12 protein-coding genes are annotated in these 15,272 nt (G+C 56.4%); 1 reads left to right on the forward strand and 11 read right to left on the reverse strand.

The window, feature by feature from the left end; translation table 11 throughout:
• Positions 1-154: 154 nt before the first annotated feature.
• The gene (locus tag ACTQY5_RS05435) at positions 155-1,078 is read left to right on the forward strand and encodes a LysR family transcriptional regulator (RefSeq protein WP_441368910.1); all 924 of its coding nucleotides are present in this window, start codon (positions 155-157) and stop codon (positions 1,076-1,078) included.
• A gap of 49 nt (positions 1,079-1,127) precedes the next feature.
• Here ACTQY5_RS05435 and ACTQY5_RS05440 read toward each other — a convergent pair whose 3' ends face one another.
• From ACTQY5_RS05440 to ACTQY5_RS05490, 11 genes are all read right to left on the reverse strand, one after another.
• The gene (locus ACTQY5_RS05440; RefSeq protein ID WP_441368911.1) at positions 1,128-2,462 is read right to left on the reverse strand and encodes an acetyl-CoA hydrolase/transferase family protein; all 1,335 of its coding nucleotides are present in this window, start codon (positions 2,460-2,462) and stop codon (positions 1,128-1,130) included.
• Positions 2,463-2,543: 81 nt separating this feature from the next.
• Entirely contained in the window at positions 2,544-3,683 is a 1,140-nt protein-coding gene (hgdB, locus tag ACTQY5_RS05445; RefSeq protein ID WP_303225178.1) for a (R)-2-hydroxyglutaryl-CoA dehydratase subunit beta, read from the reverse strand.
• A 2-nt stretch (positions 3,684-3,685) separates the two neighbouring features.
• The gene (gene hgdA / locus ACTQY5_RS05450) at positions 3,686-5,119 is read right to left on the reverse strand and encodes a (R)-2-hydroxyglutaryl-CoA dehydratase subunit alpha (protein ID WP_279127953.1); all 1,434 of its coding nucleotides are present in this window, start codon (positions 5,117-5,119) and stop codon (positions 3,686-3,688) included.
• Between the two features lie 32 nt (positions 5,120-5,151).
• Positions 5,152-5,934, reverse strand: coding sequence for a (R)-2-hydroxyglutaryl-CoA dehydratase activase HgdC (gene hgdC, locus ACTQY5_RS05455; protein ID WP_022487674.1), 783 nt, complete (start codon positions 5,932-5,934; stop codon positions 5,152-5,154).
• Positions 5,935-5,956: 22 nt separating this feature from the next.
• Positions 5,957-7,720 (reverse strand): sodium ion-translocating glutaconyl-CoA decarboxylase subunit alpha, encoded by a 1,764-nt coding sequence (gene gcdA, locus ACTQY5_RS05460; RefSeq protein ID WP_022487675.1) that lies wholly within the window; start codon positions 7,718-7,720, stop codon positions 5,957-5,959.
• A 23-nt stretch (positions 7,721-7,743) separates the two neighbouring features.
• On the reverse strand, positions 7,744-8,547 hold the full coding sequence (gene gctB / locus ACTQY5_RS05465; protein ID WP_022487676.1) for a glutaconate CoA-transferase subunit B: 804 nt from the start codon (positions 8,545-8,547) through the stop codon (positions 7,744-7,746).
• A 2-nt stretch (positions 8,548-8,549) separates the two neighbouring features.
• Positions 8,550-9,512 carry a glutaconate CoA-transferase subunit A gene (gctA, locus tag ACTQY5_RS05470; protein ID WP_022487677.1) on the reverse strand — a complete coding sequence of 321 codons (963 nt, stop codon included), beginning with the start codon at positions 9,510-9,512 and terminating at the stop codon, positions 8,550-8,552.
• A 322-nt stretch (positions 9,513-9,834) separates the two neighbouring features.
• Complete coding sequence (locus ACTQY5_RS05475; RefSeq protein ID WP_154487849.1) at positions 9,835-11,283, reverse strand: CCA tRNA nucleotidyltransferase; 1,449 nt, start codon at positions 11,281-11,283, stop codon at positions 9,835-9,837.
• Positions 11,280-12,710 carry an Rne/Rng family ribonuclease gene (locus tag ACTQY5_RS05480; protein ID WP_022487679.1) on the reverse strand — a complete coding sequence of 477 codons (1,431 nt, stop codon included), beginning with the start codon at positions 12,708-12,710 and terminating at the stop codon, positions 11,280-11,282. The genes ACTQY5_RS05475 and ACTQY5_RS05480 overlap by 4 nt, the downstream gene beginning before the upstream one ends.
• A gap of 8 nt (positions 12,711-12,718) precedes the next feature.
• A complete protein-coding gene (locus tag ACTQY5_RS05485) occupies positions 12,719-13,411 on the reverse strand; it encodes a TIGR03936 family radical SAM-associated protein (RefSeq protein ID WP_022487680.1) in 693 nt (230 codons plus the stop codon).
• Complete coding sequence (locus ACTQY5_RS05490; RefSeq protein WP_441368912.1) at positions 13,408-15,270, reverse strand: TIGR03960 family B12-binding radical SAM protein; 1,863 nt, start codon at positions 15,268-15,270, stop codon at positions 13,408-13,410. Before ACTQY5_RS05490 ends, ACTQY5_RS05485 begins: the two co-directional genes overlap by 4 nt.
• Positions 15,271-15,272 lie beyond the last annotated feature (2 nt).

A 15,272-nucleotide genomic window follows, 5' to 3' on the forward strand; every position in this document is an offset into this window, starting at 1 on the left:
TCACTTCCCTTTCCCCGGGCAATGCCCGGTCTGTTGTTGTTCTGATACCTGTATTGTACGGGGCATTGTGCGAAAATTCAAATTGTGGTATTTTATTAAGTGATAAATTTTTTCAATCGTTTTTTCAAACCCCTCTGCTGAAAGGAGTCCGGCCATGGTCCTGAATCTCCGCCAGCTGCAGTATCTCTGTACCCTGGCTGAAACCGGCAGCTACCATACGGCTGCCCGTAAACTGTACATTACCCAGCCTACCCTGAGCATTGCTGTGAAAAAGCTGGAAGAACGGCTCCATCAGACGCTGTTCACCCGCCAAAGCAAGCAGGTGGTGCCCACCGAAGCCGGAGAACTGGTGCTGGCAGCCGCCCGGGAGATGCTGGCCCTGGACCGGGAGCTGGAAGGAAGGCTCCAGGCCCTCCAGGAAAACCGAAAAGACCGGCTGCGGATCGGTACCTATCTGATTTTTTCGGCCCTGCTGATGCCCACTTTAATGACTCAGTTCCACAAAAGCCATCCCCAGGTGGAACTCCGGCTCCAGCACAGGCACTATCAGGAACTGATCCAGGATCTGGCCCGGGACCAGTTCGATCTGATCCTTTGCTTCCAGGATGCTCCAAATCCCGATTTTGTCTGCCGCAGGCTCCGGCAGGAAGGATTCCTGGTGGTATTGCCGGCGGACCATCCTCTCTGCCAAAAGGCCCGTCCCCTGCCCGACAGCCGTTTCCCCTATCTGCCTGGAGAACTGCTGAAAGAAGAAACGTTCCTCCTCCAAAGCCACAGCCAGCAGATCCGGCTCCAGGAAGACAAACTGCTGGCAGATCTGGGAAAAATTCCCCGTACCAGGGAAATCGAAAACATTGAAACAGCCGTCCGCCTGGCTGCCGGAGGAATGGGCATCGCTTTCTGTATGGAATCCTACACCCAGGCCTTCCACACCTCCAAACCGGTCCGGTATTTCCGTACCGGGGACCCGGCCCGGTACCCCTGGCTCACCATCTGCTACAAAAAAGAAAAAGCCAAAAGCAAAAACCTCCTGGCCTTTGTGAACCTGATCCAAAAGACCGTGGAGGAGATATTGTAAAAGGGGGTGTTGCCTGCATAAGCAACACCCCCGTCAACGGTCAGCTCCTTTACACCAGCCCCTTCTCCTTTGCCGCTGCCAGGAGTTTTTCCCGGAAGGCAGGATGGGCCACGCTGACCAGTTCTTTCACCCGTTCCTTTACCGAGGCTCCCCGCAGCCAGGCCACTCCATACTCGGTGACCACATAGTCGATGTCGTTCCGGGAGGTGGACACCACAGTTCCAGGACGGAAACAGGGGACGATTTTGGATTTCAGCACCTTTTCCCCCTTTGTATTCCGGGCAGCATACACGGACCGAAGAGCCAGGATGGATTTCCCTCCGGGAGACAGCTGGGCCCCCTGGATGGTTTCCGTCTGGGCCCCGGTGGCGGAAAACTGGGCGAACCCCATGGATTCTGCGGCAATCTGCCCGGTAAGGTCGATTTCCAGCCCGGTGTTCAGGGACACCATGTTCCGATTCCGGGCGATGATCCTGGGTTCGTTGGCAAAGGTCCCTCTGCGGAATATCACCCCCGGATTCCCGTCCAGAAAGTCATAGAGCTTCTGGGACCCGTTGGCAAAGGCGCAGAGGGAAACTCCCTCCTGGAACCCTTTCCGGCTGTTGTCCACGGCTCCGCACCGGATCAGGTCCATCAGGCTGTCACTGAACAGCCCGGAATGGATTCCCAGATGATGCCGGACCTTCAGTTCTTCTGCCACAGCGCTGGGAATGTGCCCCACCCCCAGCTGGAGGGTGGATCCGTCCGGGATCAGTTCCGCCACCTGGGCGGCAATCTTCCGGTCCAGGTCCCCCAGACCGGGCACCGGAGATACGGGAGGCTTCCGGTCCGTTTCCACAAAGGCTGTGACCTGGGAAATGGGCAGCAGGGTATCCCCCCAGGTCCGTGGAAAATGGGGGCTCACTTCCAGGAGCACCACCGCTCCCCGGTCGATGATGTCCCGTTCGAACAGGGCGGACAGGGACAGGGAAAAATACCCGTGGGCATCCATGGGAGAAGCCGTAGCCAGGAGTACCGGCCGCCGGTTCCGGGCAGCCACTCTCTGGAGAGTCTTCCGGACCAGGCTGGTGGATCCGGCGGGAAGGAAGCTGCACAGCCCTTCCGCATGGGCCTTCCGGGTGGGGGCACTGAAGAACCAGGACACATGGTCCAGGGTTCCGGCCATGGAGGGATCATGGTACCAGGGCAGATCCGCCACGGGCATACAGGAGTTGTAGGTGATGCCTTTCCGGCCCCGTTTTTTCAAGAGGGGCATGGCTTCCAGCAAAGTCACCGGCTCCGCCATGGCCTGGGCGGACAGCACATAGTCCCCGTCCCGGAGTTCCTCCAGCACTTCCCCTGCACTGTTTTTCCGTTTGCGATTGTATTCCTCTGAAAGGCTCATGGATGGATTCTCCTTTGTTTTTTCTCCATTATACCAAAAAAAGAGGCTGTTGCCTAAGCAACAGCCTCTTTTAGAATTCTCTTACAGGCTTTCTGCGAAAGCTTCCAGAGCGGTCTGAGCCTGACCAAAGTCACGGGTCATCTGGTCCACACCAATCTTCACATGAGGAATGTGGTGAGCATCCAGAGCCTTCTTCAAATCAGGATATTCCATTTCTTCCGGATCGCAGAACTGCATCATGAACACCACAACGCCTTCAGCGCCGCTGTCTTTCACCAGCTGGCACACATGTTCAGCACGGGCGTTCTTGGCAAAGTCCGGATCGTACAGCAGAACGTCGTTCTTCTGTTTGGCGAACTGGACGGCCAGAGCCTGGAGGCCATTGTCCAGATCTTCCGGAGCGTCCACGGCGAAGCTGCGGCTTTCATAAGCGCAGTCATCGGCAGCCACGGCCAGTTTGTTGTCGTCCATGGCTTTCAGGATGCCGGGCATGTTGTAGATGATGCCGGAAACAACCACTTTGTGGCCGTCGAATTTGCCGGCAGGAGCAGCAGCCAGTTCCTTGTTCAGTTCTTCCAGCTTTGCAGTGTATTCATCCTTCAGCATGAAGTAAGCAGCACGGAGGATGGCGGCACGTACGGAAGCCGGAATCAGATCAGGATGTGCGTTGGCCAGTTTACAGAATTCACGGCGGGCAGCACGGCTCTTGTTGTACACTTTGATGGCATCCAGGATGGCATCATTGGTGATTTCATGGCCGCAGATTTCTTCCAGATGGCCTTTTACTTCGTTGTAGGCATCATAGGTGAACTGCTTGCCGGCCGCAGTCTGACGGACCTGGGGATGAGCCAGGAAAATAACAGGCATCTTGTCCTTCATGGCCACTTTGAAGTTCTGGCTCATGGGACGCAGGGTATCGCAGAGAACCGGAGTGATGATCCCGGACAGACCGTCCAGGGTCCCGTCCAGCAGCATTTCCAGAGACTGTTGGGCAATGGTGCAGTAGAAGGAAGCACAGTATTCCTTGGAACGGATTTCCTGTTTGCCGTTGCAGCCCCATACACCCATGGGAACCATACCAGCAGCATAGACCAGTTCTTCCGGAACATAGTAAGGCAGGACGCCAATGGCTTTCTTGCCCTGGGCTTTATATTTGGCCAGCATGGTCTTCGGGCTGGCAGATACTTTTTGGAACTCTTCAATAAGTGCACTGATAGCCATTGTTATTTCCCCTTCTTTTCATCATTTGCTTCCATGGCTTCGACCAAGCCTTGAACACGGGTCTCGTACTGAGCCGCGTTGAAGTTTCTCGGGTCAGCCTGGTCACCGTCGAATCCAGCAGTGGGGATACCCATGTCTTTGGTGAAACGACGCTGCATTTCAGGCATGTAACCGCTCCAAGGTTTGCAGGACCGGTTGAAGTGAACCAGTACGCCGTCAACCTTGTTGTCCCGGATCAGGCCTTCACGCCAGGCAACACCCTGTTCGATGCTGACGGAGTTCGGAGCCTTGCAGTAGGCTTTGACCAGTTCGTCCAGGTTGTTGTACACGAACCCGAAAGCAGGAGCATACACAACGCCGGTGATGTTCAGGCCGTTGGCTTTCAGCGGTTTGAACAGGTTCGGCAGTTTCGGCCAGCAGGGAATCCCTTCGAACATAATACGATGCTGTTCTTTGAAGGGAGCGGTAGTGGTGCCTTCCTTCACATGCTGTTCCAGTTCCTTGGCCAGCAGTTCGAAAGCTTCAGCAGCTTCCACACGGCCACGGGCGGTTACCACGTCAGCCATATGGTTGAACAGGTCGAACCCGTTGAAGGGAGCCGGTTTGTACTGCAGATAGTCGCAAACCTTCAACCAAGCTTTGGCGGTACGGTTGGCGTTCTGGCAGCACTGTTCGAATTTGTCTTCATCGAACTTCTTGCCGGTGATTTCTTCCATTTGACGGATGGCCGTATCCAGCTGGGACCGGATGTATTTTACGTTGGCTTCGTTTACATGGTCGAATTCGTTGTAAGGAACGTCGATCATGATCAAAGGAATGTTGTGCCGACGGGCAATGTCTTCATACCATTTGGTCATGCAGTTGCAGATGTTGTTGCAGCACAGCAGGAAATCCGGCTGAGGCATGGTCATCTGACGGTATTTGTGCAGTGCGTTCTGACGGCGGGTCTTTTCTTCCCCTTCCGGCAGGGCAGCGATTTCATAGATGTTGTCTACCGTAGCATAGGGTTTCAGGGTCTTGGGATCGATCACGGGTTTGCCGTTTTCGTCGAAGACTTTCTTCCCATCGGCATCTTTCATCTGTTTCCCGCTGTTGGGGTTGATGACATAGTTGCCGTCTTTGTCCATCTTATTGGCACCGCGGAAACCTGCGGAATAAGCCAGGGAAATACGGGCATAGCCGCAGATATCGTTGTCGTACCCCATATCTTCAGCAGCCTGGCACATCACTTCGCCGTCACGGTTGGCAGCGATGCCGGCAGCCTGGTTTTCAGGATACCCTACATGCAGACCGAAAGATTCTGCCAGTTCGCAGGGGAACTTGGAAGAGGACCATCCTACTTTTTCTCCTCTTTCTTTGGCTTCCCGCAGTTCTCTGTAAACCTTTTCAACAACATCTCTCAATGCCTGAACGCCAGGGCTTACTTTCTTTGGCATAATGATCCTTCCTTCTTTACATGGTATGCAGCTTATTTGGCTGCTTTTTTATACGCGTACAAAGCGGCACCCAGGGCGCCGTTGTACTGAGCCAGGGGAGAAGTCTTGATTTCCACACCAAGGCCTTCTTCCAGAGCCTCTCTCACGCCATAGTTCTGGGCCACACCGCCGGTCATCACAACATCCTTCACAACCCCCACCCGGTTGGCAAGGCCAATGACACGGCTGGCCACGGAACGATGGATCCCGGCAATGATGTCGTCCTTGTCGGTTCCTTTGGACAGCTGGCTGATGACTTCACTTTCAGCAAATACGGTGCAGGTGGAGCTGATGGCCACCCGTTTGGTGGATTTGGCTCCCAGTGCAGCCAGGTCAGAAACCTTCACTTCCAGGATATTGGCCATAACATCCAGGAAACGGCCAGTACCGGCAGCGCATTTATCATTCATCTGGAAATTGGTCATGGTCCCGTTTTCCACATGGATGACTTTCACGTCCTGACCACCGATATCGATGACCGTATGGACGTTGGGCCAGATAAAGCTGGCGCCCATGGCATGACAGCTCAGTTCGCTCATCTGCTTGTCGGCAATGCCTTCCAGCGAATTGCGCCCGTAACCGGTAGCCAGGGTAAAGGCCATGTCTTCTTTTTTCATGTGGGCATTTTCCAGGACTTCCGCAATAGAACGTGCGGGACCGGAAGTTCCGGTCCCCACGTCTACCAGGGATTTTGCCACGATCTCTTTTCCGTCTTTCAGGATAATGCACTTGGATGCAGTAGATCCAACATCGATTCCCAAGGTATAGATACTCATTAAAACAGTTCCTCCGTAAGGATTATTTCTTTACGAAAGTCTCGAACTCTCTGATGGCACGAGGCAGCAGCATCTGATGGAACGGGCAGATGCTTTCCGGATTCTGATAAGCAGCTTCCGTGAAGGCTTCCACATACCCGCGGATTTTGTTCATGTCTACGATTTCGTCTACCAGACCCAGTTCGGCGCAGACTTTCGGACGAGATTTGGTGTAGAAAGCCTGGATCAGGTTGTTCATCTTGTCGATGGTCGGCTGCAGATCCTTGCCGGCTTTCCGGTCTTTGGCCAGTCTCCGGGAGTACATGGCGGTAGCGGCGGTTTCACCGTTCATAACGGCGATTTCTGTAGCGGCCGTACCGATGGAGAAGGCGTTGGTATCGTTGCCCTGAGGCCCGCCCAGTACATAGTGTGCAGCAGCGGTGCCCTTTCTCAGGGTGATTTCGAATTGAGGGATGTGGGAAGTCTGGATGGAGTAGATCAGGGACTGGCCCAGACCCAGCAGTTCAGCCTTTTCCGCATCGTTGCCCACATCGATCCCGGTGGTGTCCTGGATCCAGACAATGGGCAGACGGTCTCTGGCGCAGAGAGTGACGAATTCATTCATCTTCACCAGACCCTGACGGTACAGCTTGCCGCCGATACCCACAGAGCCGGCAGCCTTGTATTCAGGGTAGTTCATCAACAGGCCCTGGACGTTGGCCACAACGCCCACCAGCAGGCCGTTGACTTTGGCCAGGCCGGTAACCATTTCAGGACCGTAGCCTTTCTTGTATTCCCGCATTTCGCTGTTGTCGAACAGACGGCCGATAACATTGTAGATGTCATAAGCCCGTTTGTCGTTCAGGGGAACCATGGTGTACAGATCGTCAGCCGGGAATGCCGGTGCTTTCGGATCGTCCACCCGGAAGAATTCAGGATCGTATTTGGGCAGCATGCCTACATACTTCTTGATCCCTTCCAGAACGCCTTCTTCGGAAGCATAGACTTCCCGGATGAAACCGGTTTCGGTGTAGTGGATGTCGACAGCTCCCGGAGGTTCGGTCTTGCCGGTACGGTCCACCATGTCAGCGATTTCGTTGGCATATTCCAGGTCCACATGGCCTTTGGGGTTCATGCCGCCCATAATGCCGGCGCCGCCTACAGCCATGTTGGCTTTTTCATGGGCAATGATCACCGTGGGGCTGATGGAATGATAGCCGCCGCCGGCAGGGTTGGTGCCGTAGATGCCCACGATGACGGGAATGCCCAGCTGGTTCAGTTCAGCGTTCCGGAAGAAGGGAGTACCGCCGCCACGACGGTTGGGGTATACCTTTTCCTGTTCGTCGAACTTAACGCCGGAGCAGTTCAGCACATACACCAGAGGCACGTGCAGGGTCTTGGCAGTGTCGGAAGCCCGCAGCAGGCATTCAGCCTGGCCAGGGACCCAGGCGCCGGCCAGCTTCTTGTTGTCGGAAGCCACCACTACGCACCATTTGCCGTTTACACGGCCCAGGCCCTTGACGATGGCCACGGAGCCGTTCTTGTTGCCCTGAGGATTGAACAGGGTGTTCAGGGGTCTCCAGGAGCCCGGTTCTACCAGTTTTTCAATTCTCTGGAGAGCGGTCAGTTCCCCTCTCTTGTTTACATCAGCATCTGCCTTGCCGGCTTCCTGAGCGGCTTTGATCAGCTGATGGATCTCTTCTTCGATCTTTTTCAGCTGTTCTTCATTGGCGGCATCCACCTTTTTCAGGGGTTTGCCCACCTGAGGCATTTGTTGGAAATATCTAGGCATAGAGTAAAAACCCATTTAACTTCTTCCTCCCGAATGTCTTATTTTGCTTCCGGAGCAGGGACTTTGATGAAAGCCTGGCCCGGGTCGATTTCTTCACGGATCAGTTTGATAACTGCCGGATCCGGAGCTTCCAGTTCCACAGCCTTGGATACATCCAGGTCGAACCCGGTGTTTTCCAGGACGTCTTCCGGAGAAGAAGTGGGATAGTAGGCAGCCAGATACATCCGTTTGGTCTTTTCGTCGAATTTCAGGATCCCTTTGTCGGTTACTACCAGCTGAGGTCCAACATCGCCGGGCAGACCCAGTCTTTCACGTCCGCCAGGGCCGTCGATCCAGCCCGGGCTGGTCACATAGTCGATTTTCTGCATGAATCTGCGTTTTTCATGCTGCATCATAATGATGGTGTTGGAATAGGTGGCAATGCCGTTAGCGCCGCCGGACCCGGTGAAACGGGTTTTCGGATGATGGTAGTCGCCGATGGAGGTGGAGTTCACGTTGCCGTAGGGGTCGATCTGAGCGCCGCCGATGAAGGCGATCAGACGGTTGGCCTTGTGCAGGTATTCGTTGATTTCGAAGCCGACGAACCGGACATTCGGCCAGATGCAGCCGCAGTGAGCCATGAACCGCAGGTCACCAACGGAACGGGGAACTTCCACAGGGGAGCAGTCCATCAGACCGCTTTCCACGATGATGTGGCAGTCAGGAGCATAAACTCTCTTGGCCACGCTGGCGCCGATCAGAGGCAGACCGGTACCAACCGTTACAACCTGACCATTTTTGATCTGTTTGGCAATGGTCACAGCCTGCATTTCCTTATTGGTATAATTCGTGTAATCAGCCATTGTTATTTGTCCTCCTTCGTCATGTCAATGTGATAGCCCAGACCGGGAACAACCTTCAGGTTGATCAGACGAGTGGCACCCAGTTTGTTCAGGTATTCGTCATGATCCTTCAGGTCGAACACCCATTCTTTGCAGAAAGCATCGAAGTCTTCCTGGGTCTTGGAGACCTGGTCATAGACTTTCAGGAACGGGTTGTCGTAGTCATACAGGCCATAGCACTGAGACGGATGAGCACCGTAAGGAGCCAGGACAACGGCATCTACGCACATGCCGGGAATGTCGTTCTTGGTGGGATCTCTTCTGATTTCTTCATTGGAGATGATCTCTTCGCAGGTAACGATGGTGTATTTGGCTGCTTCCGCAATATCCACATCCTGGAATTTGCCGCCCCAGATGCGTACGGTGCCATCAGGAGAAGCCTGCTGAGCGTGGATGATGGCCACATCGATCTGAGGAACAGGAACAGCCACCACTTTTTCACCCGGTTTGAAGGGGTTGTCGATGTATTTGAACTTGTCATCAGGAACTTTGTCCAGGGTCTTCCGGACTTCCTTGCTGATGCCCCATTCATCGGTGAGGCCGGAGCCCTGCATCAGGGTTACAGGCAGGAAGGGCAGGCCCAGAGCAGCGGCATGCCACATCATGTAGATAACATCCTGGGAATAGTCTTCCATGGTCAGCTTGCCGGCTTCGAACCATTTTCTGAACCGTCTGGAAACGTTGGTTACACCGGAGTTGGCGGTATAGCAGTTGATGTAGGCTTTCACACGGCCGTTGCCGATCAGCATATCCCAGTCGCCGCCGGCAGCACCGCCCAGACCGGTCAGGTCCGTGATGCCCTGTCTCAGGATTTCAAACACAGCCGCATAGGGTTTACGGTCAGTCGTAAAGCCACCCAGAGCAATGTGATCACCACTGTGCACATACTTGGCGATTGCGTCTTTTAACGTCATTACTTTACTCAAAGCAAAAACCTCCTTAAAATCCTTCCTAGTTTGTGAAACTGCCGGAATCCTCCTCTAAGAAATAACCATCCCCCTTTGTGAATATTTTTTACATTCGCATTCCGGCTGAACCTACTGTATTCAGTGTACGGAATGATTATAACACAAATAATTTTTTTTTTAAATCTCCCGGGAGATTATTTGTAGTTTTTTTTTGCAAATATATAAAAATTCTAATAACTTATGAGAAAATTTCTCTTTTTGCACCTTTTTTATTGCAAAAGTTACACAAAAAAGAAGGTGTTTTCTCTGAAACACCTTCTTTTTCTTCAACCATGCATTGTCAATACAGTTTTTTTTGCCGTTCCAGCCACTTTTGAGCCGCCTGGGCCAGCTGTTCCGGATTATTTTCCAGCATCCGGTCCTGGACCCGCCGGAGGAGCACCGGCATCAGCTCCTTCAACTGGTCCGGGCGGGCCCCCAGGGTCAGAGCGTCCTTCCCGGAAAAGTCCAGATCGGAGGTGTGGACGGGCATGAGATAGGCCATCTTCACCAACCGTTTTCCGTACATCTGGGCATGGATCACGTCATTCTGGGCCGCATTGGTGGCGGCCACATCCGCCACGCACACGGCCGTAAGCTGTTTGAAGGCTTCCGCCATCTCCTTGTTTACCCGGAAATGGCCGCTGCGGGCCTCCTTCCGGAGCCAGTGCCAGGTCTTGCTGTCCTCCTGGGCGCTGATGAACCCGAAGTGCATGTGGTTCTTCACCAGCCAGGCCACCCGGTCCACCACCTCCCGGGGCAGCTGGAGCCGTTCCAGGATCTGCCGGGCCAGGGCGGCGCCCACCACTTCATGGCCGTGGTCGCAGGGCTGTCCTTCTTTGTTGATGCCCCGGACCCCTTCCAGGCCCTTGGCCACGTCATGGAGCAGGATTCCCCATCCCACTTCCAGGCTCCGGTCCCCTTTGTCCAGGGCCACTGCCGTGTGCTTCCACACATCATAGGGATGGAACTGGGGGTTCTGGCCTAATCCCACCAGATGGATCAGTTCCGGCAGGATGGGCACCGTTTCATACTGGCCTTTCCGCCGGACCCGGCAGCTCTCCGCCGCCAGTCCGCTTTTCACCATCAGGTCCATGCCTTCTCCCGCATAGGTCCCCATGAGCAGCTTGTTCAATTCTGTCCGCACCCGCTCCAGAGACAGTCCCGGCACCTTCTTCAGGTTCCGGCCCATGGCAGGCAGGATGGAAGGATCCGGAGCAAAGCCCAGCTGTCCCACGAACCGGCAGGCCCGGAACATCCGCAGGGCATCTTCCGAGAACCGCCGGTCCGGATCCCCCACAGTGCGGAGAACCCGGCCCCGCAGATCATCCAGCCCCTGGAAGCAGTCGGTGATGTGTCCGTTCTGGTCCACCGCCAGGGCATTGATGGTGAAATCCCGCCGGCTCAGATCCTCTTCCAGAGTCCTGCAGTACCAGACTTCCGCCGGCCGGTGGGCGTCAGCGCTGCCGTAGGTTTCATTCCGGTAGGCGGCCACTTCCACCCCGTGGCGCTCCACCCGGAGGATCACCACCCCGAAGTTCTGTCCCAGCTCACTGACCACCGGGATCCCCGCGTCTTCCGCGGTCCGGAGGATCTGTTCCGGCCGGGCGTTGGTGACCACGTCATAATCGTCCGGGACCCGGCCCAGGAGCATGTCCCGGACAGCGCCTCCCACCACATGGGCTTCGAACCCATGGGACTGGAGCACATCCATAACGGTTTTCACATAGGATGGAATCGTCAGTTTCATTCCCGGTCACCCTCTCTTCCTGTCCCTTCCTGGTCTGCGGTCAGAAGGGTAAACACCCCGATTTCCAGGGATGGGTCGCTGGCCAGCTTCAGGGTGCAGTGGAATTCCCGTTCCATGTCCCCCAACCCCTGCTGGCGCAGCCAGCCGTATACCACAGGATGGACGGTAAGCAGCAGGCTGTGGCTCATCTTTCCCTGGAGGAACAGGCTCCGGAGCCGCCGGCGGATCTCCACATAGACGGTTTCCGGAGCTTCCACCCGGCCGCTGCCTCCGCACATGGGGCAGGTGGTGTACAGGATGCTGGACAGATTCTTCCGGGCCTTCATCCGGGTCATTTCCACCAGGTTCAGATGGGTCAGGTCGATGACCTTTGGCTTCATTTTGTCCCAGGCGAATTCTTTCTTCAGGATCTGGAGGATCTCCCCCTGTTCCTCTTCCCGGTCCATGTCGATGAAATCCGCCACGATGATGCCTCCGATGTCCCGGAGCCGGAGCTGCCGGGCGATTTCCCGGGCTGCTTCCCGGTTGGTGGCCATACTGGTGGCATCCCGGTCCGCTCCCGTGGAGAATTTCCCGCTGTTCACGTCGATGACGGTCATGGCTTCCGTATAGTCGAAGACCAGGTAGCCGCCCCCCGGCAGCCACACCACCCGGTCGGAAAGGCTTTCGATATCCTCATCCAGCCGGTAGAAGGTGAACAGGTCTTCTTTCCCCTTGTACAGCTTCACCTGGATCTGGGGCAGCCCCATGTCCCGGAGCATTTCCTGGAGCCGCTGACAGGTCTTCTCATCGTCCACGATGATCCGTTCCACCCGGTCCGTCACATAATCCCGGACCAGCCGGATGGCCAGGTCCAGTTCCCGGTACAGCAGCTGGGGTCCCCGGCCCACTTTGCTCCGGCGGACCAGCACCTCCCAGTTCCGGAGCAGCTGTTCCAGATCGGCCCGGATCTCGCTTTCCTCTGCATGGGCTGCTGCCGTCCGGAGCACCAGTCCCATATTTTCCGGCAGCAGCTCCCGGGCCCATTCCCGGAGCTCCTTCCGCTTGGTTTTGCAGCTGATCTTCCGGGACAGGCTCACCCGGCTGCCGTAGGGTTCCAGCACCACATACCGGCCGGGAAGGGTGATCTCCCGGGTCACCGCCGGACCCTTGTTCCCCCTGGCGTCCTTCACCACCTGGACCAAAAGCATCTGGCCTTCGGAGAGCTTTTCTCCCTTTTTCAGGGTCAGGAACCCGTTCTTCCCGGTGTTCAGGTCCACAAAGGCTGCCTGGATCCCGGGCACCACATTGCACACCCGGGCCCGGTACACATTGCCCACCAGGTTGTCGTTACTGCTCCGCTCCACCGCATAATCCCGGAGCCGGTCCTCTTCCACGGTGCCCATCCTGGTTTCTTCCGGACGGACACTGACAAAGATCGTATTCATGGCAGCCCTCAGCCTTCCCCGATCAGGGGAACCTTCCGGCCGGCTTCATCCCGGCTGTAAAGATCCACCCGGCGGATATCCGCCTGGACCACGGTGAGAGGGACCTGGAACTGGTCCTCCAGCACCTGGAGGAATTCCGACGCCTTCATGCTGCCGGTGGGGGTGATCCGGATATCAAAGGACAGGTCCAGGATTCCCTCCTGCCACCGGGCCTCCACCTGGGGAATGAAGTATTTCACATCGATGGTCTTGGGTTTCCCCTTGCCTTTTTTGTGGGTCTTGGTGTAGGGAACTTCCGGCGCAGCGGCAAAGGCGGCCAGCTGGGCAGAAGGATCGGCGGCACAGGGGACCTTCACCTGGTAGGAGGCACCCTGGGCCCGGGCCATGAGCTTGGGAGCCTTGTCATCGGTCAGGTCCCCCCGGACAATGTGGATGCCCATGGGCAGGGCCCGGGCGATCTTGTCCAGCAGCTCCTCCAGGGGCCGTTCTTCCGCCAGGCGGATTTCCGCAAACTCGCAGGAGCTGGTGACTCCCACGCTGAGGGCGGAGGCCAGGGAAAACTTCATATGGGGGTTGAACCCTTCCGAATAGGCCACCGGGATCCCGGACCGACGGAGGGCCTTTTCGATGCTCCTCTGGTATTCCAGATGGGAGATGAACCGGATCCCCGGTTCCTTGGTGATCTGCAGCCGCAGTTTCATACTTCTCCCTCCTTCCAGTCGATGATCTTCACGCCCAGTTTCTGGCAGACCCCGCAGCCGGTGCAGGTATCCCGGCGGCAGTCATGAGTCAGGGCCGCCTCCTGGGCTTTTTCGTATTCACTCCACAGGAACTGTCGGCTCACCCCGCAGCTGGTGTGTTCCCAAGGGAAGATTTCCTCTTTCCCCCGGGGCCGGCTGTTGTAGAAATCCGGGGTCAGGCCTGCATCGGCAATGGCCTGGGCCCACCGGTCATAATCGAATAATTCCGTCCAGCTGTCGAATTTGGCGCCCCTCTGCCAGGCCAGGTAAATGGCCTTTCCCAGCCGCCGGTCTCCCCGGGCCAGGACCCCTTCCATCAGGCTGGTCCGGGAATCATGGTACTGAAAGTGGATGTTCTTCAGATTGGCAAAGGCGTTCTTCAGCAGCATGTGCTTCCGGTCAAATTCCCCCTTGGTGTTCTGGCCCACCCACTGGAAGGGGGTGTAGGGCTTGGGCACGAAGTTGGACACGCTGACAGTGACTTTGGCCCCCATGTGGCCGGTAACTTCCTTGTACTTCCACTGGACCTTCTGGGCCAGTTTGGCAATGGCCAGCACGTCTTCGTCCGTTTCCGTAGGCAGACCGATCATGAAGTACAGCTTCACCTGGGACCAGCCGTTTTCAAAGGCGGCCCCCACCGCGTTCATGAGATTTTCTTCCGTGACCCCTTTGTTGATCACATCCCGCATCCGCTGGCTCCCGGCTTCCGGAGCAAAGGTCAGGCCGCTTTTCCGCACCGCCTGGACTTCCTGGGCCAGCTTCACGGAGAAGCTGTCGATCCGCAGGGAAGGCAGGGACACGCTGACCCGGTCCTTCCGGAAATCTCCCAGCAGTTCCCGGATGAGAGGTTCCAGATGGGAATAATCCGCGGTGCTCAGGGAGAACAGGGAGATTTCGTTGTAGCCGGTGGCAGGTACCAGCTGTTTGGCCAGCTCCATCACCGTTTCCGGTTTCCGTTCCCGGACCGGCCGATAGATGATCCCGGCGTTGCAGAACCGGCAGCCCCGGCTGCAGCCCCGGAACAGTTCCAGCATGATCCGGTCGTGGACCGTGTCACTGTAGGGCACAATGGGATGGGTGGGGAAATCCAGCCCGTCCAGGTCCTGTTCCACCCGTTTGTACACCACTTCCGGCGCCGTGGGCTCCAGAGGCTTTTTCCCGGTAATAGTGCCGTCGGGACCGTAGGTGATTTCATAGAAAGAAGGTACGTAGACCCCCTGGATCCGGGACACCCGGCGCAGGAAGCCAAGCCGGCCCCCGGGTTTGCCTTCCCGCTTCCAGTCCCGGTACAGCAGGGTCACTTCCTGGATGATCTTTTCCCCGTCTCCCAGCATGCAGAAGTCCAGGAAATCCGCCAGGGGTTCACTGTTGAACACGCAGCAGCCCCCGGCACATACAAAGGGATCCTCCAGGGTCCGGTCTTTGGCCAGGATGGGCACCCCGCCCAGGTCCAGCATGTTCAGGATGTTGGAATAGGACATTTCATACAGAAGGGTGAACCCCAGCAGGTCGAAATCCTTCAAAGGCCGGGTGTTTTCCAGGCTGGAGAGCACCAGCCCCCGTTCCCGCATTTTGGCTTCCATGTCCACCCAGGGGGCAAAGGCCCGCTCTGCCGCCACTTTGGGCAGCTTGTTGAGGATTTCGTAGAGGATCTTGTAGCCCAGATAGCTCATGCCGATTTCGTAGGTATCCGGGAAGGCCAGACAGAAGGAAACCTCCGTTTCCTCTTCCGGCTTTACGATGCTGCCGAATTCCATGCCGGTGTACCGGGCGGGTTTTTCCACAGCACTGAGTATGTCGATGGGTAAGTCTTTTCGCATAA

The sequence above is a fragment of the Acidaminococcus sp. HCP3S3_H5 genome, assembly GCF_052122235.1.
GTDB lineage: Bacteria > Bacillota > Negativicutes > Acidaminococcales > Acidaminococcaceae > Acidaminococcus.

Coding starts and splice junctions, on each gene's coding strand:
- gcdA (WP_022487675.1), bottom strand. CDS start 7,720: ATGGGTTTTTACTCTATGCCTAGATATTTCCAACAAATGCCTCAGGTG.
- ACTQY5_RS05435 (WP_441368910.1), top strand. CDS start 155: ATGGTCCTGAATCTCCGCCAGCTGCAGTATCTCTGTACCCTGGCTGAA.
- hgdC (WP_022487674.1), bottom strand. CDS start 5,934: ATGAGTATCTATACCTTGGGAATCGATGTTGGATCTACTGCATCCAAG.
- ACTQY5_RS05475 (WP_154487849.1), bottom strand. CDS start 11,283: ATGAAACTGACGATTCCATCCTATGTGAAAACCGTTATGGATGTGCTC.
- hgdA (WP_279127953.1), bottom strand. CDS start 5,119: ATGCCAAAGAAAGTAAGCCCTGGCGTTCAGGCATTGAGAGATGTTGTT.
- gctB (WP_022487676.1), bottom strand. CDS start 8,547: ATGGCTGATTACACGAATTATACCAATAAGGAAATGCAGGCTGTGACC.
- ACTQY5_RS05490 (WP_441368912.1), bottom strand. CDS start 15,270: ATGCGAAAAGACTTACCCATCGACATACTCAGTGCTGTGGAAAAACCC.
- ACTQY5_RS05480 (WP_022487679.1), bottom strand. CDS start 12,710: ATGAATACGATCTTTGTCAGTGTCCGTCCGGAAGAAACCAGGATGGGC.
- ACTQY5_RS05485 (WP_022487680.1), bottom strand. CDS start 13,411: ATGAAACTGCGGCTGCAGATCACCAAGGAACCGGGGATCCGGTTCATC.
- ACTQY5_RS05440 (WP_441368911.1), bottom strand. CDS start 2,462: ATGAGCCTTTCAGAGGAATACAATCGCAAACGGAAAAACAGTGCAGGG.
- hgdB (WP_303225178.1), bottom strand. CDS start 3,683: ATGGCTATCAGTGCACTTATTGAAGAGTTCCAAAAAGTATCTGCCAGC.